The sequence below is a fragment of the Pseudoalteromonas sp. Z1A8 genome (assembly GCF_011378855.1).
In the GTDB taxonomy this organism is placed as follows: Bacteria; Pseudomonadota; Gammaproteobacteria; order Enterobacterales; family Alteromonadaceae; genus Pseudoalteromonas.
Window position 1 is genome coordinate 1 of the sequence record NZ_WTLB01000027.1, and the last position, 24,350, is coordinate 24,350.

The 24,350-nt window shown below is 40.1% G+C and carries 15 protein-coding genes; 12 read left to right on the top strand and 3 right to left on the bottom strand.

From position 1 onward, the window contains the following. Positions 1-208: 208 nt before the first annotated feature. Together GQR55_RS11805 and GQR55_RS11810 are read left to right on the top strand one after the other, a co-directional pair. Complete coding sequence (locus tag GQR55_RS11805) at positions 209-1,534, top strand: OprD family outer membrane porin (protein WP_166420761.1); 1,326 nt, start codon at positions 209-211, stop codon at positions 1,532-1,534. A 106-nt stretch (positions 1,535-1,640) separates the two neighbouring features. Continuing rightward, positions 1,641-2,510, top strand: coding sequence for an alpha/beta hydrolase (locus GQR55_RS11810; RefSeq protein WP_166420762.1), 870 nt, complete (start codon positions 1,641-1,643; stop codon positions 2,508-2,510). 67 nt (positions 2,511-2,577) lie between these two features. On the opposite strand, the gene GQR55_RS11815 is transcribed toward GQR55_RS11810, so the two are convergent. Then, on the bottom strand, positions 2,578-2,967 hold the full coding sequence (locus GQR55_RS11815) for a DUF2750 domain-containing protein (protein ID WP_138585855.1): 390 nt from the start codon (positions 2,965-2,967) through the stop codon (positions 2,578-2,580). A 236-nt stretch (positions 2,968-3,203) separates the two neighbouring features. Between GQR55_RS11815 and GQR55_RS11820 the strand changes: the two genes are divergently transcribed. From GQR55_RS11820 to GQR55_RS11865, 10 genes are all read left to right on the top strand, one after another. Beyond that, positions 3,204-4,247 (top strand): alkene reductase, encoded by a 1,044-nt coding sequence (locus GQR55_RS11820; RefSeq protein WP_166420763.1) that lies wholly within the window; start codon positions 3,204-3,206, stop codon positions 4,245-4,247. 199 nt (positions 4,248-4,446) lie between these two features. After that, positions 4,447-6,816, top strand: coding sequence for a TonB-dependent receptor (locus tag GQR55_RS11825; RefSeq protein ID WP_166420764.1), 2,370 nt, complete (start codon positions 4,447-4,449; stop codon positions 6,814-6,816). Between the two features lie 74 nt (positions 6,817-6,890). Next, positions 6,891-8,015, top strand: a complete 1,125-nt coding sequence (locus tag GQR55_RS11830; RefSeq protein WP_166420765.1) for an alkaline phosphatase family protein — start codon at positions 6,891-6,893, stop codon at positions 8,013-8,015. Next, positions 8,012-9,073: an alkaline phosphatase D family protein gene (locus GQR55_RS11835; RefSeq protein WP_166420766.1), complete on the top strand. Its 1,062-nt coding sequence runs from the start codon at positions 8,012-8,014 to the stop codon at positions 9,071-9,073. The genes GQR55_RS11830 and GQR55_RS11835 overlap by 4 nt, the downstream gene beginning before the upstream one ends. A gap of 158 nt (positions 9,074-9,231) precedes the next feature. Next, complete coding sequence (recC, locus tag GQR55_RS11840) at positions 9,232-12,531, top strand: exodeoxyribonuclease V subunit gamma (protein WP_166420767.1); 3,300 nt, start codon at positions 9,232-9,234, stop codon at positions 12,529-12,531. After that, positions 12,518-16,096: an exodeoxyribonuclease V subunit beta gene (gene recB, locus GQR55_RS11845; protein WP_166420768.1), complete on the top strand. Its 3,579-nt coding sequence runs from the start codon at positions 12,518-12,520 to the stop codon at positions 16,094-16,096. Before recC ends, recB begins: the two co-directional genes overlap by 14 nt. Beyond that, positions 16,093-18,135 (top strand): exodeoxyribonuclease V subunit alpha, encoded by a 2,043-nt coding sequence (recD, locus tag GQR55_RS11850; protein ID WP_166420769.1) that lies wholly within the window; start codon positions 16,093-16,095, stop codon positions 18,133-18,135. Before recB ends, recD begins: the two co-directional genes overlap by 4 nt. Before the next feature lie 162 nt (positions 18,136-18,297). Continuing rightward, positions 18,298-19,623, top strand: a complete 1,326-nt coding sequence (locus GQR55_RS11855; RefSeq protein WP_166420770.1) for a PAS domain-containing methyl-accepting chemotaxis protein — start codon at positions 18,298-18,300, stop codon at positions 19,621-19,623. Between the two features lie 295 nt (positions 19,624-19,918). Next, on the top strand, positions 19,919-20,989 hold the full coding sequence (locus GQR55_RS11860) for a hypothetical protein (RefSeq protein ID WP_166420771.1): 1,071 nt from the start codon (positions 19,919-19,921) through the stop codon (positions 20,987-20,989). 217 nt (positions 20,990-21,206) lie between these two features. Next, complete coding sequence (locus tag GQR55_RS11865; protein ID WP_166420772.1) at positions 21,207-22,268, top strand: hypothetical protein; 1,062 nt, start codon at positions 21,207-21,209, stop codon at positions 22,266-22,268. 67 nt (positions 22,269-22,335) lie between these two features. Here the strand turns inward: GQR55_RS11865 and ttcA are convergent, their stop codons facing one another. Continuing rightward, positions 22,336-23,250, bottom strand: a complete 915-nt coding sequence (gene ttcA / locus GQR55_RS11870; protein WP_166420773.1) for a tRNA 2-thiocytidine(32) synthetase TtcA — start codon at positions 23,248-23,250, stop codon at positions 22,336-22,338. Positions 23,251-23,423: 173 nt separating this feature from the next. Continuing rightward, the gene (gene uspE, locus GQR55_RS11875; RefSeq protein WP_166420774.1) at positions 23,424-24,350 is read right to left on the bottom strand and encodes a universal stress protein UspE; all 927 of its coding nucleotides are present in this window, start codon (positions 24,348-24,350) and stop codon (positions 23,424-23,426) included.

The following is a 24,350-nucleotide window of genomic DNA, read 5'->3' on the forward strand; positions in this document are numbered from 1 at the left end:
ATAAAACCCCTCATGAATTATTTACGGGGCAATCAGAAGTTCTGGTGGCTGCATAATGATTGCACTTAATACTTGAATTCAAGGAATGAAAAAACGCCATTGCGTGAAATATAATTACCTTATACGGCGTTTGCCATTTTTGCTAAACGTACACGTTGTTATGCACTGCTGCATTAAATTAACACAAAACAAGGTAACGGAGATAACTATGACTCTACGGCTCTATAAATTATTTGCGGTAACAGGCGCAGTATTAACATGTATTTCTATTCCTTCGTATGCTGCTGTTAGTGGGCTGACAGAACAAGATGAATTTAATATAAAACTTAGATCAGTTTATTTTGACCGTGACTACGATAACGACGTAAGTGACGATTCAACTTTTGCTCAAGGTATAGAGCTCAATTACACATCGGGTTATATAAACGATTTATTGAGTGTGGGTGTATCGACTTACACCGTAATGAATATTAACTCTACAGGTTCAGCCGCAGGTAATATTTTACCAGCAGGTAATGAGAGTGGTGGAGTAGACGATAGCTTTTCTAAATTTGGTCAATATTTTTTAGATTTTAAATTGGGCAACAACGGTCACGTTAAAGTAGGTGGGCAAAAAACCAAAAGTATGCTTTTAAAAAGCTCAGGCAGCCGTGCTATTCCTAATACTTTTCGAGGTGTTTTTGGCGACTATAATATCGGCAACACTAAATTATATGGTTATGTATACGATAAATGGAGCCGTCGACATGATGATAGATGGGAAGATTTTTCTACCGATCAATCTGCAACTGGCGCTATTAGTGTAATTTGGGGCGTAGGTGCTACGCATAAAAAAGACGACATAACATTAGAAGCTGAATATTTAAAGTCCCACAATTACCTAAGTAAAATGGGATTAAAAATCAGTTACGACATAAAACTTGAGCAAAGTAAGTTAACGCTTTCAAGTGGTATATTTACCTCACAAGATGATGGTGATTTATTTGTAACAGGCGCAGAGAGCGGTGACTTGGATGATGAAGATGCACCTGGTGTATTAACAGGCTTAACTAAAAGTGAAAACGATGGATTTGCCTATTACTTAGATGCTGATTGGAAAAAAGATATTTGGAGTGTAGGTGCGACCTTTACTAAAGTAAGCGATGCTTGGATTGAAGATAATTTCAGTGGCGACCATGGTACAAATCCATTCCCGACACGCTCACTGATTGGTGCCGATTTAACAAACCAAAATGAAATATCATGGCAGGCACGCCTGGGCATTAACTTAAAAGCTGTATCTCCAGGGCTCAGCACTAAGTTTTATTACACTAGCGGTACGGGCGCTGAAAATTCAGCTTTAGGTAAAATAGGCGGTGAAGCCGATGAAAAATATTGGGCAGTAGATACCCGCTATAAGGTTGAGGCAATAAAAGGCTTAAGCTTACGTTGGTTGTTTTTAGATTATACAACCGAAAAAACAGGCAGTGTTGATGGTGTTAAAGGCGGCAGAGCCGACCACCGAGTCTATGTAGATTACACTATTAAATTTTAAAATGACGTTTAATAAGCCAATGCAAATTTATACATTGGTTTTATTTCCTTTTTTAATTACCTCTATGATAAAACTAACAAATAAATAATAAAAATTAAGCTAATACATGTTTTCTCTTGTGCAATGGCAGTCACAGGGCCAATTTACTCAAATTAATGGCCATCAAATATTTACAAAAATAGCCGGCGATATAACTAAGCCTGCACTGCTTTTAATACATGGCTTTCCCAGCGCAAGTTGGGATTGGGAAGGTATGTGGCAAACGCTTAGTGAACATTATTTTGTAATTACGCTCGATATGCTAGGTTTTGGTTTGTCAGATAAACCAATAAACGCTACTTATAAAATTACCGAACAAGCCGACTTATATACTCAATTTTTAAAAACGTTAAATATTAATGATGTACATATTTTATCTCATGACTATGGCGATACTGTGGCCCAAGAGTTACTAGCAAGGCAAGTAGCTTCGCAAAGTGAAATACAAATTAACAGCGTGTGTTTTTTAAATGGTGGTTTATTTCCTGAGGCGCATAAACCATTATTTATACAAAAGATTTTACTCTCAAGGCTTGGTTGGATAGTGCCGAAATTAATGAATAAACAAAAATTTGCCAATAACCTAGTGACTATTTTTGGAAAAAATACACCGCCTACAACACAGGTAATAGACACACTTTGGGAACTGTTGGTTTACAAAGATGGCTTAGCCGTTATGCCTAAACTCATTAGTTATATAAAACAGAGGCAGCAAAACCGAGAACGCTGGGTTGGTGCCATTGTAAATAGCCATATACCACTTACGTTTATAGCAGGCGCAGAAGACCCCATCTCTGGTAAGCACATGATTGAGCATTACAAAAAGCTTATTCCCAATGCGCGTGTACAAGAGTTTGTAGAGCTTGGGCATTATCCGCAAGTAGAAAATCCAGATGCTATTACGCAGGCTTACTTGGCATTTAGAAATTGCCAATAAAAACGCGGCTACTAAATTAAGTGCCGCGTTTATAAATAAAGAACACTGAGTATTTAGGCTTTACACCTTAATATTTTTGCTTTGGCGCTTTTAATTGTTTTTCAAACTCATCTGAAAACAATATCGTGCCATCATCTTCCTCAGTAGGAAATGCAGCAATAAGTAAGTCATCTTCCTCAAGACCCGGTGTCCAGCGACTAAACCAATCTGCAAGTGGGATTGCTTTAGCGCTACAGCCAGCCCATTCTCCAGTTGCCCATGCTTCTGCAAATTCGCGAGTTGGCCAAACTGGTACGCAGTCGTCATCTTCGTTGGCAAGCATAACGCAGCCATCATCGTCGTTTAAAATCCATACTTGCTTAAATTGCTGCACAGTTTCGAACATATAGGCGAGACGTTTTTTTGCTCCAAGCCCTAAAATTACTGCTTGTTCTTCGCTTAAATTTGGCGTTGTCATAGTTAGCTCACTTTTAATTACTATCGATATTAGTATATCTAAATTATATGCACACAAGTATATCGAGTTATATGACACAGTGGTGAAAAGTTGCTATTTAATTTCATCAACACAGATCTAATTTGTATATTGATCAGTATAACTTCTCACTAATTTGAGCGATCATTCAAAATAAGCTTGAATGTTTGTAAAAAGGCCACATTGTAGTAAGCATACACTAAATGAAGGATTGAAAAATGACTACTGATCTACTTGCTCCGTTTAAACTAAATAACACGATTGAGCTTAAAAACCGTGTACTTATGGCGCCATTAACGCGTTGTATGGCTGATGATAACTTAGTGCCAACACAAGATATGGTTGAATATTATGCTCGCCGTGCCGAAACCGGTTTAATTATTAGTGAAGCAACTATTATTCGTCCAGATGCGCAAGGTTACCCAAATACCCCGGGCTTATTTACCAGTGAGCAAGTTCAAGGTTGGAAAAAAGTAACAGACGCAGTGCACGCTAATGGCGGCAAAATGTTTGCACAACTTTGGCATGTTGGTCGTGTTGCACACCCTCACTTTTTTGATGGTGATGTACTTGCGCCATCTGCAATTGGTGTTGAAGGCTCTGTACCACGTATGCGCGAGCTTACATACATTACACCAAAAGCAGCCACAACGGATGACATTAAAGCTCTAGTTGCTGATTTTGCAAAAGCCGCTGAAAACGCAATTGAAGCGGGCTTTGATGGGGTAGAAATTCACGGTGCTAACGGTTATTTAGTTGACCAATTTTTACATTACGCTGCAAACACGCGCAGCGACGAATACGGTCAAACGCCTGAAAATATGTCGCGCTTTGCTCTAGAAGTAACCGATGCCGTTATTGCAGCTGTAGGCAACGAGCGTACTGCACTTAGATTAACACCAGGTGCGTACTTTAACATGAGCGAAGATAGCCGTGATAAAGCGGTATTTGATTACTTGTTACCAGAACTTGAAAAGAGAGATTTAGCGTACTTGCACGGCGGTATTTTTGACGACAGTACAACGTTTGAATCACTTGAAGGTAAATCTACGTCTGAATTTTTACGTGCAGGCTACAAAGGCACATTAGTAGGTGTAGGCAGCTATAGCTTTGAGTCTGCAAAAGAGGCAATTAACGATGCTAAGTTTGACTTAATCGCTATCGGTCGCCCACTTATTGCAAATCCAGACTACGTTAGCAAAATTGCAAACGGTGAAGAGTTAGTAGCGTACAGCGATGAAATGCTAGCACAATTAAAATAAATGGCTGTGTAATAAGCTGTAGAAAATAATTAAGACACCCGAGGAAAAAGCCTTGGGTGTCTTTTTTTGTACATATTCCCGCCATAAATCTTCCATATTTGTTTAATCTTTATGTAAATAAAGTTCATCCTCGTTGTCATATTTGAAATTCATACTGTGCTCGTTTTCATATTTATAATTAAAATCAAACGGGACAACAATGTACGCTTTAAAAAACAAATCGCTTTTGAGCATGGCTATTGCCATGGCTGTATCAACATCTGCTTATGCTAACGATGACACAATAGAAGAAGTAACCGTTGTTGCTAAACCAACAAGCTACGCTAATAATGTTATTGAGCCTGCAATGCTTGAGCAACAAAGTTCGGTATCGAGCATATTATCGGTTATTGACAATTTACCGGGTATTAGCATAAACGAAGGTGATGCATTTGGTGGCGATGATTGGTCGACTACAATCACTATGCGTGGTTTTAGCATTGATGGGAATCAACAGCAATTAGGAATGACCGTTGATGGCATTCCCAATGGTGGCTCTAATTACGGTGGTGGTGCTAAAGCTAACCGTTACCTTGATAGCGAAAATTTAGCAACGGTGGAAGTTGGTCAAGGTACGTCTGATATTAAGTCGGCTTCACTTGAAGCACTAGGCGGTACATTTAATTTTGTAAGTAAAGACCCAAGCCTTGAAAAAGGCACTACGTTTGCTTATACCTCAGGCAGCCACGATGCCACGCGTTATTACATTAAACACGAAACAGGCACTGTTTTTGATAACACGCAAGCGTATGTAAGTTACTCGCAAACCGACACAAGCCGCTGGATTGGTTCTGGCAGTAATGGGGGTAAAGACAACCAACATGCTGAAGTTAAATTTGTATCTAACTTTAACGACTTAACACTCACTGGGCGTTTATCTTACGATGATGTAAGCGAGACAAACTATAACAGCGTAAGCCTTGAGCAGTTTGAACAAACACCAGAGTGGGATCAGCTAACATGGAATTGGACGGGAGTTCCGCACTTTGACCAAATGTTTGCAGAAGGGTGGGGAACACTGCGTGAGAATACCTTAGGCTATTTAAAGTTTGAATACGCGATTTCGCCAACTTCATTATTAACCGTTAGTCCTTATTACCATAAAAATTCAGGTCGCGGCGATTGGATCCCACCTTACTTAACAACGCCTGTTGATGAAAATGGCGACCCAACTACCGAGGGCGGTACTAATGCAGGCTCTTATGGTTTTGCTGATAGTGAAGGCAGCCCACTTGCACCTAATGAAGGGTGTACTGCAAGTTTAAGCTGGCCATGGGAGTCGGGTCCTGGTTTAAATCCTGCGTGTTACGATGCAACAGTTACGCCTGTTATGTCATACCGCCATACGCATTACAACAAAGACCGTTTGGGTGTAACCGCAAACTACCAAGCTACATTTGGCGATCACGATATAGAAGCGGGCTTTTGGTATGAGCAAAGCGAACGTGAAGAATCGCGTGATTGGCACAAAGTAATTGATGCGCGTATTTATCATCACTTTGATAGCACGCCTTATTGGACTCAGTACAAAAATACTTTTGATACAGATACATTCAAATGGTACCTACAAGACTCGATTAATTTTGGTGACTTAACATTAAATATTGGTGCAAAACAGTATTTAGTTGAGTTACAAAAGTACGACCATTTTGCCAATGAGAGCTCAGATAAAGTAGATAGCGACTCAGACGTATTATTTAGTGGTGGTGTGTTGTATCAGTTAAATAACAGCACAGAATTGTTTGCCAGCTACAGCGAAAATTTTGCAGCAATTAAAGACGGTGTACTTGAACGAGACAGCTCAACGCTTACAAATATTGAACCAGAAACTGCCGACAATATTGACTTTGGTGTACGTTATCAAGCCGATAAGTTAACGCTTACCGCAACGGCTTACAGTGTTAAGTTTGATAACCGTATTACCTTTATTGCACCAGGAAGCGGTACAGATGGTATTGATTACACAATTGGTACAAATGGCTCGTACGTAAATGTAGGGGGCATTGACTCAAATGGGCTTGAGCTTGCAGCAAGCTATATGTTAACACCAAGTTGGAGCGTGTACTCGTCGTATACTAATAGCAGTTCTGAATATTCATCAGATGATCCAAATGCATACGATTCACAAGGCGTAATATTAAAAGATGAAAACGGCAATGATGTAGCGCCTAGCTTTAGAAAAGACGATAGCATAATAGATTCATCAGAAGATTTATTTGTGGTATCTACCGACTACTTTAGCGATGGATTTCGTGTTGGTTTATCGGCTAAGTACACAGGCGAGCGTTTAGGTGCATGGCAAGATGAAGACACTCGCTCGCGTAATAAAGTAGACGGCTACACCGTACTTGATTTTAATGCAGGTTATTCAACTGATGTAAATGCAGGCCCGTTCAAAGCCATTGACGTATCGTTTGTTGTTTATAACGTTACTGACAAAAGCTATTTAGCAGGTGGAACAGGCAATGGCTCTACTTACTATATTGGTGCGCCGCGCACAGCAGCAGTGACATTTACCGCTGACTTTTAATTAGGTTTAAGTAATTGAATTTTAAAAAGCCCATCATTGATGGGCTTTATTATATGAAAGGGCGGAAAAACGCGATGAAAACGATTTTAAAAGTAACACTATTTAGCTTAAGTGTATTAGCGAGCAACTTTGCAGCAGCGCAAAATGTAGTGCTGGTAACGCTTGATGGAGTACGCTGGCAAGAAGTATTTAATGGGGCTGATAATAGCTTAATTAATAATGCAGATTTTGTTAAAAAGCCTGAGCAATTAAAGCCCCAGTTTTGGGCAAAAACAGCAAATGAGCGCCAGCAATTACTAATGCCTTTTTTAACTCAAGTAGTGGCTAAAAAAGGGATTATAATTGGCGATAGAGCTAACGGCTCTACTATGTCGGTAAGTAACCCGTGGTATTTTTCATACCCTGGTTACAACGAAATACTCACCGGTGAAGTTGACGAAAATATAAATAGTAACAACAAAGTGCTCAACCCAAATAAAACTATTTTAGAGCGTTTAGATAAGTTACCTGAGTTTAAAGATAGCACAGCCTTATTCGGTAGTTGGGATGTATTCCCATACATTGTAAATACTAAGCGCAGTAACGTGTATGTAAATGCAGGTTTTATGTCAATTGAAGAGAATTTATTCACTGATGCACCACTATTAAATGCGCTACAAAATGAAATCCCCAGTCCTTGGTATAACGTGCGACTAGACAGTTTTACATATCGCTTTGCTAAAGCGTATATGTTGGCTAAAAAGCCTAAGTTGTTAGTGATAAGTTTAGGCGAAACCGATGATTTTGCGCATGATGGGCATTACGATCAATACCTTAAATCGGCGAGGCAAAGTGACGCGTTTATAAAAGACTTATGGGCAACCATTCAAACTACAACGGGTTATAAAAATAACACCACACTAATTATTACTACTGATCACGGCCGTGGCAATAATGCCAATGATTGGCAACATCACAGCTCTAAACGTGCACTTGCTGAGCTAGAGTTAGGTGAAAATACCTACCCAGAAGGAATAGTCGGCTCTGAACATATTTGGCTTGCAGCCATTGGCCCCGCAATAAAAGGTAGTGGCTTAATTAAAACTAAAAATGAGCTTAAACAAGCGCAAATAGCGGCGACCGTTTTAAAGGCTCTTGGGCAGAACCCAAATGAAATAAATTCAAATATGGCGCCTGCTATTAGCGAGATTTTAAAATGAAGAACCTATTAAAACCATTGACTCTATCTGGCTTGGCGTTGAGTTTGGTTATTAGCGCAAGTGTTACTGCTGCGCCATCTAAAATCCTGTTTGGTTCGTGTGGGCATCAAGATAAAAAAATACCCATATTTAATGCAATTAACAAAGAGCAGGGGGATTTGTTTATATTTTTGGGTGACAATATTTATGGCGATACCAACGATATGGATGTACTTGCCGATAAGTACCAACGTTTAGGGGCAAAGGCTGGTTTTAAAACGTTGAAAGCGCAAACGCCTATTATTGCTATGTGGGATGATCACGATTATGGTCAAAACGATGCAGGTAAAGAGTATCCGCATAAAGAGCAATCACGCCAAATTATGCTTAATTTTTGGGATGAACCTGCAAACTCAGCACGTCGCACTCGTCCTGATGGAATTTATACCTCGTACATGTATGGTGAAAATGAGCAAACCATACAAGTAATAATGCCTGATTTACGTTGGAACCGTGATGCGCTAAACCATGTAGGTGAGCTTGAATACTACACTAAGCGTAAGTTAAATAACCAAGGCCCGTATAGTCCTAGTGAAGTGAAGGGCGCATCAATGCTAGGTGAAGCGCAGTGGCAATGGCTTGAACAAGAGCTTAAAAAGCCTGCTGCAATAAAATTGATTGCCTCAAGTTTACAGCTTTTACCCGATTTTACAGGTTGGGAGTCATGGGCAAACTTTCCTGAAGATAGAAACCGTTTATTTGCATTGATTAAAAAGCATAAAGTAAATGGAGTAGTGATCATCAGCGGCGATACGCACTGGGGTGAAATATCAAAGTATCAGCAAAACCTTGATTACCCATTAATTGAGATGACTAGCTCTGGCTTAACTGAAAAGTGGAAAGACGTAAGCCCTAACAAACACCGAGTAGGGGATTTTACTCATAACGTAAATTATGGTGATTTAAGCATCGACTGGCAGCAAACTGATCCCACTATTTCACTTAAATTAAAAGGCATTGATGGCGAAGTAATAATGCAAAGTGACTTTAGTTTATCAAGTATTAGCCCTTATAAATAAACTCACTACGCACAGTTTATAAAATAGATGCTGTGCGTTTAAAAACCTGTAAATTAGTTCTTAACTCTCTAATTTATTAAAGCCAATTACCCTTTTGCGCTACCCCTAATATTAAAAATATCTTACACTGGTTTTATCTCAAGCAAGGACCGTGTTATATGCTAAATATTATTCAATCAAACCGGATGGAAGCTCTGCAAGCGCAGTTCCACCAGCTGTTAAAAGTAAACCCATTGCAAAGTCCGTTCGACAAAGATGTGGTGCTAGTGCAATCGCCGGGTATGTCGCAGTGGTTAAAAATAGGTTTGAGCGAAAACTTAGGAGTCGCAGCGCAGGTGGATTTTCCGCTGCCGTCGAGCTTTATTTGGCAGTTGTATCAGCAATTACTGCCAAATGTCCCTAAAGAGTCGGCATTTAACAAACCCAACCTTGCTTGGAAACTGTTTGCAATTTTACCAACCTGCATTGATGAGCCATTATATTTGCCGCTAAAAACTTATTTAGAGGGCGATATTGACGGTCAAAAAACCTTTGCACTGTGCGAAAAAATAGCCGATGTGTATGACCAATATTTAATGTACCGACCACACTGGATAGCCACGTGGGATAGCGGTAAAGATGAGCTTGATGATGTAGATGTAACCATTGCCCCATGGCAACCTGATTTATGGCGACGTATTGTAAAACTAAGCCAAGAACTTGGGCAAAGCCAATTTCATCGCGCTAATATGCAAGGGCAATTATTGGCAGCACTTGAAACTATGGATAATAGCATACTGCCACAACGCATTAGCTTATTTGGTATATCGGCAATTGCCAGCTCCCAGCTTGAGGTGTTTGAAGCACTGAGTAAAAAAACAGAGGTTATATTATTCTTTTTTAACCCGAGTGAGCATTACTGGGGCGATATTATAGATGAAAAAACAGCGGCTAAAATAAGCGCTAAATACGCTAAAATGCCGCTGGTGGAAGCGCAACAAAAAAAACAAACCAATCCAGATGAAGAATACTACTTTATTGGTAATCCGTTGTTATCGTCGTGGGGTAAATTAGGTCGCGACTATTTTGAGCAACTTGTACAGTTAGATGCCCGTTGGATTGACGGTTTTATTGATGTGTTTGACGACACCTTACTAGGGCAAGTACAAAGCGAGATTTATCAGCTTGCGTTTAAAGGCGAATCACTAACCGATAACAAAGAGTGGTTTATAAACGACGAAGGTAAATTACCAATCAGCGCAGCCGACACTAGCATTACGCTCAGCGATTGCCATACACCGCTCAGAGAAGTTGAGCGCTTGCACGACTACTTACTTAACTTATTTAATCAAAACCCAACGCTTACCCCCAAAGACATAATCGTCATGATGCCCGATGTAGGCACTTACAGCCCTTACATTGAAGCCGTATTTGGCGGAGCACAAGGCAGCCGTTTTATTCCATACGCACTAGCCGATTTAGCCATAGAGCAAGAAAAGCCTGTCCTTAGTTCATTTGCGAGTTTAGCTAACTTACCGTTTTCGCGCTTTGGTGTGTCAGATATTCTTGATTTATTACAAGTGACGCAAATAGCCGAAAAATTTGGGCTTGAAGCACACGAATACGAGCAAATTCAATATTGGCTTGAACGCGTAGGCGTTAAATGGGGCATAAACGCAGAACATAAAAGCAGCTTTGATTTACCCGCTATCGACTTAAATACCTGGCAACATGGGCTCAACCGTTTACTGCTTGGTATTGCCATGCGCGACGAGCAATGCCCGTTTAATGGTATTTATAGCGCCGACGAAGTAGAGGGCATGGCACTTGATACGCTTAATAAGCTTGTGCACTTTATTGATGTACTACAAAGTTTTAAAGAGCAATTAACGCCCGACGATACACTCATTAATAAAGCGCATATTTTAAGCGAGCTATTAAACGCGATATACGAAAGTGAAAGCGACGACAGCTGGGATCTATTAGTGCTGCAAAACGTGCTCGAAGAGTTACAAAAGCACCACGACAACGGCGATTACAGCAAAGCGGTTTCGCAGCGTATTGTTAGTTATTTAATTAAACAAGGCATTCAAGAAAAAGGCGTAGGGCAGCGGTTTTTAGTAGGCCAAGTAAACTTTTGTACATTGATGCCAATGCGCGCCGTACCATTTAAAGTGGTATGTATGCTTGGCTTAAACGATGCCGACTATCCGCGCAATGTACAGCCTATTGGTTTTGACTTGGTGCCGTATTCTAAAAAGCAAAAAGGTGACCGATCACGTAAATTAGATGACCGATACTTATTTTTAGAGGCGCTATTGAGTGCCCGCGACAACTTATACATGAGTTACATTGGTCGCTCGTGTTTTGATAACCAACCGCGCATGCCATCAACCCTTGTAAGCGAGCTGTTAGAATACATAGGGCGCAGCTTTGTATTAAGCGAGAAAAGCGAAAAAACGCTGCCAGAATGTTTAATCAATCAGCAGCATTTACAGCCCTTTAATAGTGCGTATTACTTAAAGAGCGAGCAAACTAATAGCGCGCTGAACAACCACAGCTACAACCCTATTTGGCTGCCAAGTGAGTCAATTAAACCACAGCCAGTTACCGCGCTTGATGTTGCTGTGCCTGAGCAGTTAGATCTCGATGTGTTTATTAGAAGTGTGTGCAGTGCACAAGAGAGCTTTTATCAACAAACATTGGGTTTACGCCTACCACAATTTAACGAAGTAGCAAAAGACGAAGAGCCATTTAGCTTAGATGCACTGCGCCGCTATTTTTATCTTGATGAAATACTTAAAGCCAATATAAATGAGCAACCACTGAGTACCGAGCAAATACTGCAGCGGGGTGAGTTACCTCAAGCCAATGTAGGCAGCCTCATATTTGAGAGTATGGAGCACCGAGTTGACGCGCTTGCAGGGCAAGTTAAAGAGCACATTAAAGGTGGAATAAGTGAGCCGATAGAAGTTTTGCTTACCATTGAGGGCACCAAAATAGAGGGTTGGCTTAATCATGTGTATTTGCAAAAACAAGTGTTTTACCGCAGTGCCAGTATTAAAGCGAAAGATTTAATTAAAGGCTTTATTTATCACCTTGCAGCGCAAAGTATGGATCAACAAGTAGAAACATTGTTACTTGGGCTCGATAAGCAAATTACCTTTGCGCCAATTAATAAAACTGATGCCGATGCATTGTTACTTGATTGGTTTGAATTATACAAAGCACTGCGCAAAGAACCCGTGCCATTTTTTCCGGTAAGTGGTTATGAATACGTTAAAAGTGGCGGCGATATAACAAAAGCAATGAGCAAATTTAGCCCACAATACATAGGGCGAGGCGAGGGCGAAAATCCGTATATTCGCTTAACGGTGCAATCGCTAAACGACTGCCAAGAAGAATTTATAAAATGGAGCGATAAATTGCTCATACCATTATTTGAGCACGCAAAGGAGAGTGACCATGCAAGCGCTTAACCCCCTAACTATGCCGCTCATTGGTCAAAGCTTAATAGAAGCCAGTGCGGGTACCGGTAAAACCTACACCATAACAGGCCTTTATTTGCGTTACTTATTAGGTATGCAAATAGACGGTGAGTTAAATACGCCGCTCAGTGTTGAGCAAATTTTGGTAGTGACCTTTACCGACGCCGCCACCCAAGAAATTAAAGACCGCGTACGCAGCCGAATTATTGCTGCGCGCGACGCACTGCTTGGGCAAGACCCAAACGATGAACTCATTGAAGGTGTAATTGCCGTCATTGACGATAAACACCGCGCATTTGATTTACTCGATGCAGCTGCTAAATCAATGGACGAAGCGGTTATTTTTACCATTCATGGCTTTTGTCAGCGAATGCTAAAACAACATGCGTTTGAGTCGGGTGTGGCGTTTAATCTCGAATTTATTTTAGATGAGCGCGACATACTGCTCGAAACCATTAAAGATTTTTGGCGTGCGTTTGTATACCCACTTAATAAAGAACGCACCGATGCTATTTTAGATGTATTTGCCGCACCAGAGGCGTTATTTTCTCAAGTGGCGAGTATTTTAAATAAAGCCAATGCGCACATTACACCACAAATAAATTTAGATGATGTATGGAAAGCACGCGATGAATATATAACCCGTGTACCCGCATTTAAAAAAGCGGTGTTAGAGCAAGAGTTCATCGGTGCTATTAAAGGCTCGGGTTTAAGTGGTTCTAAAACGCCAGCACGAAAAGGCAGCCTTGTTGCGCTTGAAGCATTTTGTTTAGGCGGCGATTTGTTTTTTGAATTTGGCACCAGCAAGTATTCGTTTGAAGTGTGGAGTAGCGAAAACTTAAGCGATGCAGGTAATTATAAAAAAAATCAGCCATTATTTACGCATCCATTACTGAGTCAGTTTGACGAGCTTGCCGCACTTAATAACACCATAAACCAAGGGCTCAAAATAGCAGTTATACAACACGCTGCACGCTGGGTAAAAGCTGCCATAGTTAAGCGCAAGCAAGAGCAGAGTGTGATCACCCCCGATGACTTACTGACCAATTTACACAGCGCGCTTAACAATGAGCAAGGCGATGTGCTGGCGCAAAAAATTGCGCAGTTGTTTCCGGTTGCCATGATTGATGAATTCCAAGATACCGATCCGATTCAGTACGGTATTTTTAGTAAAATTTATGGGCAACAAAATACCACGCTTGCCATGATAGGCGACCCGAAACAGGCTATTTATGGCTTTAGGGGCGCGGATATTTTTACGTATATTGGCGCAAAAGAGGCTGTACAGACTGATCAGCAATTTACACTGGGCACTAACTTTCGCTCAAGCACCGATATAGTCAATAGCGTTAATAGCTTATTTGGCAAACACGCTAACAGCTTTATTTATAACGACGCCATACCGTTTAACGCAGTAGCTGCGAAAGGTAAAAAAGCAGAAGACTCTTTTTTAATTGATGGCAAACCCGCGACCGCATTTGAATTTAATGTATTTGTGGATGAAGCCGCAGACGAAAAAAACAAACCAACCAACAAAGGCCTAGGGCAAGCACATTTAGCCACTCATTTTGCTAATAAAATAGTGACCCTGCTTGAAAAAGCAAAACAAGGGGATGCGTGTATTGGCAGTACCCCTGTAAGCGCTGCTGATATTTGTATATTAGTGCGTGACCGTGTTGAAGCGCAAATAATGAAAAAAGCGCTAAGCGAAGCAAAAATAGCCAGCGTGTACTTATCGCGCGAGAGCGTTTTTAGCCAAGAGCTTAGCCATCACCTACTTAACTTTTTAACGGCGCTGCATGGTCAATATGACGAGTCACTGCTGCGAGGTGTTTTAGCTGGACCACTATTTTGTTTAAGTTATAACGAAATACACGCGCTCGCCGATGATGAAAATAAATGGCAAGAGCATTTAAACTTTTTTGCGCAACTTAGCCACATTTGGAACAAGCAAGGCGCTATGGCCATGCTTGAGCGCTTAATGAGCCACAATCAGCTTAGCGCTAAATGGCAAGGTTTAGGGTATAACGTTGAGCGTTGGTTAACCGATTTTAGGCATTTGGGCGAAATACTTCAGCAAAAACAAATAGAGCTTGAAGGTACGCTGCGTTTATTGCGATGGTTTGCACAAAAGGTAAGTCAGCAAGATGGCGAAACAGTACAAGTACGCCTAGAAAGTGATGCCAACTTAGTTAAAATCGTCACTATGCACGCCTCAAAAGGGCTTGAGTACCCGCTGGTATTTATGCCATTTGCCAGTGGCTATCGCGAAACAAAAGAAGCGCTGTATCACAATAACGGCAAGCTAATTTACGATTTAAGTAAAGACGAAGATGCCCTGCAAAAAGCAGAGCAAGAGCGCTTAGCTGAAGATTTACGCCTGCTATATGTAGCACTTACTCGCGCCGTACATTTTTGTGCGCTTGGTGTTTATAATATTGGGCAAGGGCAAAGTAGCCGCTTGGCTATACAAAGTAGTTCACTTGGGCATGTTTTATTTGCAGGGCTTGAGCTCGATAGTAGCCAAACATGGCGCACGCATTTAAGTGAATTTTGCGACGCTAACAGCGCAATGAGCTATCAGCAATTTACCTCACAAACATTATTAGAACAGGGGACACTTTGCTTTAATAATAGTAAAAGTACGCAGCAAGCGTTAAGTGTTAATAGCGTAACGGCAAATATTGAGCGTAACTGGCGAGCAACAAGTTTTAGTGCGTTGAGTTTTAAAAAGCACAACGACCAATTAGCCCCAGGGCGAAGTGATGAAGATCACGAAAAAGACGAATTTGCCGTGCAAGAGGACGAACTACCATCACCTTATAGTTTTCCTAAAGGGCCAAAACCGGGTAGCTGTTTGCACGAAATATTTGAACAAATAGATTTTACCAGCCCAATCGTTCACCCCACCAATACCGAGCAAAACTTATCTGAGGTAGTTAAGCGCAGCCTTGAAAAGTATCACATAGGTGATCAATGGCGAGAAGTGGCTGAAAAATGGGTGCTTGATGTTCTTGCGTGCCCCCTAGATAAAAGCTCTCAGGAAGACAGCCTTCTTTCATTAGGTGTGCTTACACCCAATGATTGCCTAGTCGAAATGGAGTTTAATTTACCCCTTGAGAGCTTAAGTGCACCTAAGCTAAACGAAATGCTGGTTAAGCATTTTGGTTTTACGCAAAGTAAGCTTGAGTTTTCGCAGGTAAAAGGCTTATTAAAAGGTTTTGTCGATTTAATATTTTGCTACCAAGGCAAATATTATATTTTAGATTATAAGTCTAATTATTTAGGCAGTACGCCAGCTGATTACGAAGGCGATATGCTTGAGCAAGCGATGAGCAGCCATCAGTATCATTTGCAGTATTTAATTTACACCGTAGCGCTGCATCGTTTATTAAAGCAACGCATAGCCGATTACTCAATAGAAACCCATTTAGGTGGTGTGTATTACACCTTTTTACGAGGAATGCCGGCAGGGCAAGGCGTGTACTTTAAAAAGCTAACTGTAGAACAAGTGATTATTTTAGATGGCTTATTTAGCCAAGGAGCCATGCTATGAGCGATTTAAATGAGCAACCTGGCTTGTTTGACGATATTGACCAAACGCTTAATGATGAAGCATCCGTTGTAGCACACAATACAACGCCAGATGCTGTACAAGAAGACATTGCAATAAAGAATACAATTACCGAAGTGCCGTTACTTGAGTATCTATTAGCTGAAAATCGGCTACGTGTCGTTGATGTAAAACTCGCTGAGCTATTGTGCACTAATAACGCATCAAACGTTCATAATGAATTGTTTTATATTATTTTACTGCTGTGCTTATCGCAGCAAAGTCAGCACAGTTGTTTAACCTTAAATGAAGTTGATTGGAGTAATCCTTTTAACTTGCGCAAAGGCGACTTTAATAAACTCGATGGTAATGTACCCAGTACGCTAAGCCCGTTTAATGATGATTTTAACGTGCACACAGCGCTTAGTTATTTACAAAGCCATGAAAGTGTAGGCGAGAGTAAACCACTGCAACTGTTTAACGACCGGCTTTATTTTGCGCGCCTTGCCGGTTATGAGCAAACACTCGCGGATAGATTATTAGATATGAGCGAGCGTAAGCTCAATATTAATAATGAAGTATTGGCTGAGCTTTTAAATACCTATTTTCCTGCTGATTCAACCATTGAAACGGACTGGCAAAAAGTGGCGTGCGCAATTGCTGCAACTAAAGGCTTTAGTGTGATCACGGGCGGTCCTGGCACAGGTAAAACTACCACAGTAACTAAGTTACTGGCTATTTTACAGTCGCTTTATAAAACGGCGCCGCTTAGCATTAAGCTGGTGGCTCCTACTGGTAAAGCAGCCGCGCGTTTAAGTGAGTCTATTTTGGGCGCTAAAGATAAGCTCACAACGATTCCAGATGATATTAAAACGCTAATCCCGCAAAGCGCTCAAACTATTCACCGCTTACTCGGCGTAAAACCGTTCACAAACAAATTTAGGCATAACAAAAGTAATCCGCTGCATTTAGATGTACTCATTATTGATGAAGCCAGTATGGTCGATTTATCGCTAATGGCTAAATTAATAGAAGCGTTACCTGCGCACGCGAGATTAATACTCTTAGGTGATAAAGATCAACTTGCCTCGGTAGATACCGGCAGTGTAATGAGCGATTTATGCCAAGGTTTAACACTTGGGCAAACGCCAAGCTATTCGCAAGCACGCTGTGATGAACTAAATAATTTATGTTTCAATAATCAGCCTAAACTAGCAGCTCAAAACAAGAGTGAATTTAAGCTCGCAGATTGCATTGCTTTTTTGCAGCACAGTTATCGGTTTGATGCACAAAGCGGTATTGGTCAACTCGCACTGGCGGTAAACACCAACAACACCGGTATTTTAAATTACGTTGAGCAAGAAAGTACTGAAGGGCGCTTTAACGATGTAATTTTAGATTACGACTTTGTCGCAAAACCGATTGAAAAGCTCGTTAAAAGTGCAGCAAGTCATTATGCAAAATACCTTAACTTAATTGCCCAAGGTGCAGATGTTGCACAGGTGCATGCTGCTTTTACTAGTTATCAGCTTTTAGCTGCGGTACGAGAGGGCGATTACGGCGTTCATAGCTTAAATCAGCGAATAGAGCGCGTGTTGCAACAGCAAGGTTTAATAACTGTTAGTCCTAATACTCACCACTATACGGGTATGCCTATTATGGTGAGCCAAAACGATTACCAGCTTAAGTTATTTAACGGCGATATTGGTATTTTAATGCCCGATGAAAGTAATCAGCTCAAAGCTATATTTATTGATGAGCAAGGTAATCAACGAGCATTTTCGCCTGCACGACTCCCTGCGCACGATAAAGTCTATGTAATGACTATTCATAAATCACAAGGTTCAGAGTTTAGCTACACAGCCATGGTACTGCCACCGCTAAAACAAGCGCGCATGGGTATTAACAGGCAATTAGTGTATACGGGAATAACCCGTGCTAAAAACACCTTTGAGCTGGTGGCTGACAAAAAAGTACTGCAACTAGCAATGAATAAAAGCGTATCTAGGGCATCAGGTTTGTATGAGAGATTAAAGTTTTAAACTTGAGGATTACGTTGCGTCGAAGCTATTGGATAAGTACATTTTCACTTATATAAGTGTTCATATGTAGTTGCGGTTAAAACTCTTATTATTTATCGCGTTATGGTAAATGTCTCCTATACTAAAATTAATTTTATATTGATTGTATTAGTGGGCATATTAATGTTTTTTTCTAAAAATAAACAAAATGAAATAGCGTCTTTAAAAGCTGAACTTTACCCATTACAGCAAGTATGGGAAGGGCTTTATCGAGAGATGCTAGTACTTAATATCCTCTATGATGGGCGAATTTCGCACGCTAATGATAAATTTTTAAGTAATTTAGGCTACACCGAAGATGACTTAAGTAATAATTCTTTTAGTGATTTTATTACTGAATCTTCTCGTCAATCTGCAGAATTTAAAAGTCTACAGCAAGCCATTAAAAAAGAAGGGCATTGGGGCGGTGCATTACAAGTTATGCGCAGCGACGGCAAAGCTGAATGGTTACGTTTAATAGTACATCCAGTAAAAGGGGAGCAAGATCAGTTGCTCTATTTTTCTGTATTTGGCAGTGTGCTTACAAAAACAATTACGGCTTCTCGCGAGCAAAGCGATACCATTAAAGCTATTTACCGTTCTATGGCAGTGATTGAGTTTGATTTAGAGGGTCATGTTTTAAAAGCAAACGATCAGTTTTTATCGGCAATGGGTTATCAAGAAAGCGAAATATTAGGTAAACATCACCGTACATTTTGTGAACCGTCAGAATCAAACTCCCAAGAGTACTTGCAATTTTGGACTAAATTGAGAGAAGGACAATTTATTGCAGAGCGTTTTAAGCGAGTTGATAAGCATGGCAATATTGTTTGGCTAGAAGCGTCATATAACCCGATATCTAATGATGCTAATGAGCTTTATAAAGTGATGAAGTTTGCGACTGTTATCACTGATCAAGTAAATCAAGAAATTGCGATATCACAAGCTGCCGAAATTGCCTATAGCACCTCAACTCAAACAGACAAAAAAGCTGAACAAGGCGCGAGCGTTATACAAGATACGGTTGCTGTAATGACGGAGTTGGCTATTAACATGGAGCAAGCTGCAAATGAAATTTCAGCGCTTGATCAGCAGTCGCAACAAATATCGAGTATTGTACAAAGCATTAGTAGTATTGCTGAGCAAACAAATTTATTAGCACTAAATGCGGCAATTGAAGCGGCTAGAGCTGGCGAGCAAGGGCGAGGCTTTGCTGTGGTTGCAGATGAAGTAAGGTTGCTTGCATCGCGTACCTCAAAAGCAACAGAAGAAATTGTAGAAGTGGTACAGCGCAATCAATCACAAACACAAAATACTGTGGCTGTAATAGAAAAAGGTAAAGAAAAAGCAGAGCAAGGCTTAGCATTATCTAAAAAATCGGGTGATGTAATGCAGGAAATTCAAGAAGGTGCACAAGAAGTTGTGAATGCGATCGGGCAATTTACCAGTGAGCTTAAAGCCAACGGTTAGATTAGCTTCGTCCTTATTCTAAAACGGGCACTTTTAATGGTGCTCGTTTTAGTCTTACTACCTCAATATCCCCCTTGAAAACCATCTAATAATTTCAAATTTAACAAGTATAGCTTTATTAAGTCATTAATTAGTATGAAATAAATTTCAACCCCCTCCTAAATGATAATAAATTGTTGCATTTTTGTCCGTTGTTCCTAATACTAGTAAGCGCTTAGGCTGACAAGCTTACGCAAACCAACATGAATACCTTAAATGATAATAAAATATCAAGTACACAACATTAAGGAATTGTATGAACAACAAAAAACGCACACACACATTAATTAAGCCAAGCCACATACTCGGTGCGGGATTAGCTATGTTAATGAGCTTTTCTGCAGCGAGTAAAGACTACAAAATTATATTAATTCATGGCTTACAAACTTCGCAAATAACCAATAAATCTGGAAGTGATGTAATTAATGATGGTGAGACATATTGGCAATCGTACTGGAATAATCGCGCAGATGAGCGAATTGATTGGCCTGCGTATGAACGTATTGAAGGTAAAATTGCTACCGATTGGGTGTGGCCAAAATTAAAGCAAATATCACGTTCTAATTTATGCAGTGATGGTTGTGTATTTGTAACGCATTCAACAGGCGACTTAGTTGCACGCCATATTATTGATAATCAAGAAAACTGGTTAGAAAACGAAGGCTTAGAGCCGCTTAATATTGTGGCTACCTTTGATTTAGCAGGCGCGGGTGGTGGAAGTGAGCTGGCTGATGTAGCAGTGAGTGCTTTAACTGGCGCATCATGGAACTTTGCGGTCGATGCCGCACTCAAATGGTGGCTAGGGAGTGATGTAACCGAGGCCGTTGGTGTATTACACGATTTAAAAGTGAATAATGCCCGCAAAATATCGCCATTTCCTGATGCACGTACACCTCGTTTACGCTTTGTTGCCGATGGTAATGCTTATTTAGGTTTAACAGGTGGATTTTTAAAAGGCAATGATGATTCGGTTGTTGCATCGCATTCTTCATGTGGTGCAAGTTCAGCTCGCTCATTTGGAAGTTGTAGCCAAAGTATTGATACTGATGGCCGTTTAAAATCGCAAGGTGATGCGGTAAACAGCTTTATGCCAAACCATTATCCAATGATGATGAGTGACAGTTATAGCCACAACGAAATACATAACGCGCAGCGTAAAGGTAATGTAACGATAGCGATGAACAACGTAAATGTAGCCGATGATAACGTAGGGTTTAAAACGTTTGATAAAACTACAGGTAGTTGGTTTTGGAAAAAACAATATCGTTATATTAAGGATTCAAATAATTTAAGCGCATCAGCACTTATTTATAATGTGATCCCATAACATGCAAGGCGTGTAGTTATACCAATCTGCATAAATCTTTGATCAATTTAACGAATTAAATTCCACTATAACGTCGTTAAAAATTTTTTATTTAGAACAACTAGATACAAAAATTTTTGCCTAGTTCTAGCGTAATTTCCTTAACGTTAAATAGACCCCATATATAAGCAGATTGGTATTAAAAACTATACGCCTTATAAAGGATTAAATTTAACTAATGAAAAAATTTTATGTCGTTGCTTTAATTATTAGCGCTATTTTATTTTCGCTATGGTTTACAAGTAAAAATAATACTCATCGAGTTTTTGAGTCAATAGCGCCGAAGTTAAAGCAGGCAACTAGTGTAGCTGATTTATCACCTGTAAAAGTAATTCCTATAGATGTACCTAAAGTAAATAAATCACAATCAAAAAAGCAAATCGCGTTTAATGAAGACTTAACAAAAGCAGCGCAGCAAGTGGTTATGCAATATGAAAGTGCACTTAAATTTCCTCCTTATTCTCAGCCATTAAGCGCTTTAGATGAAGATAGATTAAAGCCAAATCAATTCTATCCTGTATCGAGCCCGATTGGTGAAAGTGGTGATGCTTTAACGTTAAGCCTTAAGCAGTATCGCTTTGTATACCCAGAAGAAATAACAATAAAAGTAAGCGCTCAAGGACTTGGTAAAGTGGTCGTTGAACTTGCAAATACAGACACGAAAGAAGTATTAAACACTCATACAGGTAATGCACGTGAAGGTGAGGCAACTATCACTTTTAAAGGCGAAGATGATTACCCTCGTAGTTTGCAAGTGTTTGTAGAGGGTGATGTTGCTGGTAAAAAAGTCCCCGTAGTTGCGCAAATTCAATATATGGCGCCAAGTGCGACTTTAACAGGTTTTGAAACTGCATATGCACAAGATGAAAACATGGTCGTGCCAGCTAATTTAACCGTGGTAAAAAGCGGTTTGTATCGTGTTAGGGCTAATTTATACAGTGGTGATACACCACTTGCTCATTTAGTATCTAAGGAACGTTTAACACAGGGAAGCCAAACACTAAACTTAAAAGCCCATTGGTCAGTATTACCTCACGGTATTACAGATATGCGCTTAAGTAATTTTGTAATTGAGAGAATGTCGCCAAGCCCCGGTGAGCGTAACAGCTTTGGGAATAGTGAAATAAGTTATTTTGATATTACTGATTTTGCATACGATAGTTTGCAACAGTTGCCGTACCAGGCCAATGCACAAGAAAAGTTAAGTTTGGAATTTTTACAAGGCTTAGCTGAGAGTTAAAAATAGAACGCAATGCTGAATTGGTAAATTTAAGGGGGTTTGTATAAATACAACCCCCTTAAATTTGTTAGCTTAGATTTAAAGTAACTACACTTGGCGATTCTTGTTCATCAAGCTCATTAGTAATAGGCACTTTAGGTATATCAGGCTTATCAAGGGCGATATCGCCACCATCAATGATTTCACCCGTTTGTAAGTTTTTAAAATCAAATAAATCAGCATCAGCTAAATGTGAAGGCACTATGTTTTGCATGGCTGTAAAAATACTCTCAATACGGCCAGGGTGCTCTGCATTCCATTTAGCGAGCATTGCTTTTGTATGTTTACGCTGCAAGTTCTCTTGTGAGCCACAAAGGTTACACGGAATTATAGGGTAGCCTTGTGCAAATGCATATTGAGCTATATCGGTTTCTCTGCAGTATGCAAGCGGGCGAATAACCATGTGCTCACCGTTATCACTCATTAATTTAGCCGGCATACTTTTTAATTTACCGCCATAAAACATGTTTAAAAATAAGGTTTCAATCATGTCATCGCGGTGATGGCCAAGGGCTATTTTAGTAGCGCCTAGCTCTTTTGCTGTGCGGTATAAAATACCACGACGTAGGCGTGAGCAAAGTGAACACGTTGTTTTACCTTCAGGAATAATATCAGTAACAATACTGTAGGTATCTTCTTCTACTATTTTGTATTCAACATTTAGTTTATCAAGATACTCAGGCAATACATGCTCAGGAAAACCGGGTTGTTTTTGATCAAGATTTACAACAACCAGGTCAAACTTTATAGGTGCTACACGTTTTAAATGCTGAAGCATTTCAAGCATAGTGTAGCTGTCTTTGCCGCCAGAAAGGCATACCATTATGCGGTCACCTTCTTCAATCATATTAAAGTCCATAACGGCTTGACCAGTTTGGCGACGTAAACGCTTTTGCAGCTTATTTAAGTTAAATTGAGCTTTAGCTTGATCTGAGTGTGACAATTACGCCCCCTAGTAAAACAATACAGCAAAGTTATTTGCTAAAAATAAAGGGGCGTATTATACCCAAACCATCTGAATATGCGAGTTTAGGATGTAATTAAAAGCGATTTAAGCATGGTGTTTTTAGCAAGTAATGTGCGGACAGTTACTTGCTAAAAGATCTTTTGGTTAATCTAGTTTTTTGCCAGCGGGCTTACGTAACCGTCAGGTTTAAGTGCCAGTACATCACAGTCTAGACTATCAATTACATGCTCTGCTGTATTACCCACAAGCGCCGCGCTTAAGCCAGTGCGTCCAACAGTACCAATAACAACTAATTCGCTATTTAACCGCTTAGCCACATCAGGAATTACATCCTCTGGTAGGCCTTCTTCAATAAAACATTGCTCTTGACTTAAATTAAACTCAGCTGCCAATGCATTAGTTGATTCATGGTGGTGTTTTTTAACTGATTCGTTATAGAGCCCAGGGTTAAACTCAGGGATTTCGATTGCTATATTAATCGGTGTAGCGGGGTAGGCATTAACTAAATTAAGCTTTGCGTTGGCAAGTTCACATAAAAATTGTGCATCTTTAATAACGCGTTTATTAAGTGCTACATGCTCTTCATTTTCGCTAACCGCATTTACAGCAGCTAAAATATTACCGTTAGCAGGCCATGCCATTTCTTTTACAAACAATACAGGAGCGGGACATTTACGTACTAAGTGCCAATCGGTAGGGGTAAAAATAACTGATTTAAGTGCACCATGTTGGTGTGTGCCTTTAATAACTAAATCGTATTTTTGATCAATAACGGTATCGATTATCGCCTCGTAAGGGCGGTTATGCCAAACCACTTGGGTTTCAATATTTATATCTTTATAAGGAGAGACTAAATCGTTTAGCCATAGCTCACGATCTTTTAATACGGCATCGCGCATTGCTTCACGTTCATCGCCAGAGAGCATGGTTGTCATTTCATAAGAGAAGTCGTACACCGTCATAAAAGCGGTAATACTTGCGCCAGACTTTTTAGCTAAATCTATTGAACGTGCTAAACCGTGTTGATCATCTTTGGTAGGGTCAATAATCGCAATAATGCGTTTAATAGTGTTCAT